This is a genomic window from Streptomyces sp. AC627_RSS907 (genome assembly GCF_019049165.1).
This window is the reverse complement of the sequence record NZ_JAGMUE010000832.1, coordinates 1-744: the sequence shown is the minus strand read 5'-3', so window position 1 is coordinate 744 and position 744 is coordinate 1. Positions and strand designations below refer to the sequence as shown.

Sequence of the window (744 nt, the reverse complement as noted above, 5' to 3'; positions counted from 1 at the left end):
GGTCGGGCTTGTGCGTCTCGTACAGCCGGTGCTCCTGGCCGATGCGCAGGAAGTCGCGGCCTCGGCCACGGCCGAACTCGGCCAGGTAGATGAGCAGGCCGGGGCGGGTCGCTATGACGACGTCCGCGTTGGTGGCGTCGAGGTAGGCGGCGACGCGCTCGTCGGTGAGCGCGTTGAAGTTCACCGTGCCGTTGGCCTCGGCGGCCGGGATGCGCGGGGTGATCTGCTTGAGCAGCGGGTTGTCCGCGTCGCTGGCGTGGCCCTTGCGCAGGTCGATCAGGTTGACGACGCGCACCGCGTCGTTCAGCGGGAGGCTCGGGGCCTCCGCGGTGCGCATGAGGGAGACGATCTCCACCTCGTGGTGTTCGGCGAGGGCGCCCGCCACATTGAACGTGGAACGGATCGTTCCACCGATGCCGTACACGTTGTGCAGCAGAAATGAGATCTTCATTTTGACTTCACGCAGGACGGCTTGCGTCCGTTGCGTGCTGCCTCCCCTCTGGCCTGGCCTGCCTCATTAGACGATCGCGGGTGAAGAAAGTTGCTTATGCATGCGGTGATATGCAATGGCCCACAATCGTCGAGCACACCACAACCTTCCGCCTCTTCTGCTCGTCCGCGGGTGCGGGCACGCGGGCGCGGGCGCATTTGTCTTCAGGTTTCTTCGAGTTTCTGCGGGTTCCTTCGAGTTTCTACGGGGCGACGGGGTGCGCCGGGGAGCGCGTTGGCGGGGCGGGGGAGCGC

1 pseudogene is annotated in these 744 nt (G+C 66.1%); it reads right to left on the bottom strand.

Annotated elements, in window-relative coordinates:
- Positions 1-451, bottom strand: a pseudogene (locus KUM32_RS38900) (glycosyltransferase family 4 protein); the annotation flags it as partial.
- Positions 452-744 lie beyond the last annotated feature (293 nt).